Genomic DNA, 254 nt, shown 5'->3' on the forward strand with positions numbered 1-254 from the left:
TTGGCGCGCTGTACCATACCGTCACTTCCATTTTTTCAATCGTTTCGTACCATGCCTCAGGACTGAATCTGCCGCCTACGACAACATTCGTAGCTCCATTCAGCCACGGACCGAAAATCCCGTAAACCGTTCCGGTGACCCAGCCGGGATCAGCGGTGCACCAATAGATGTCATCGTCATGCAGATCAAGAACCCATTTGGCTGTTTGATAATGCTGGATCATTGCTTTATGGACGTGGAGAACCCCTTTTGGC

General features: G+C 50.8%; 1 protein-coding gene. It reads right to left on the minus strand.

All coding sequences use genetic code 11. The features are described from left to right. Positions 1–223, minus strand: a 223-nt coding sequence (locus CH339_RS25840) for an AMP-binding protein (protein ID WP_245408201.1), incomplete at its 3' end; no start/stop codon positions are given. Positions 224–254: the final 31 nt, after the last annotated feature.

Source organism: Rhodobium orientis, assembly GCF_003258835.1.
In the GTDB taxonomy this organism is placed as follows: Bacteria; Pseudomonadota; Alphaproteobacteria; order Rhizobiales; family Rhodobiaceae; genus Rhodobium; species Rhodobium orientis.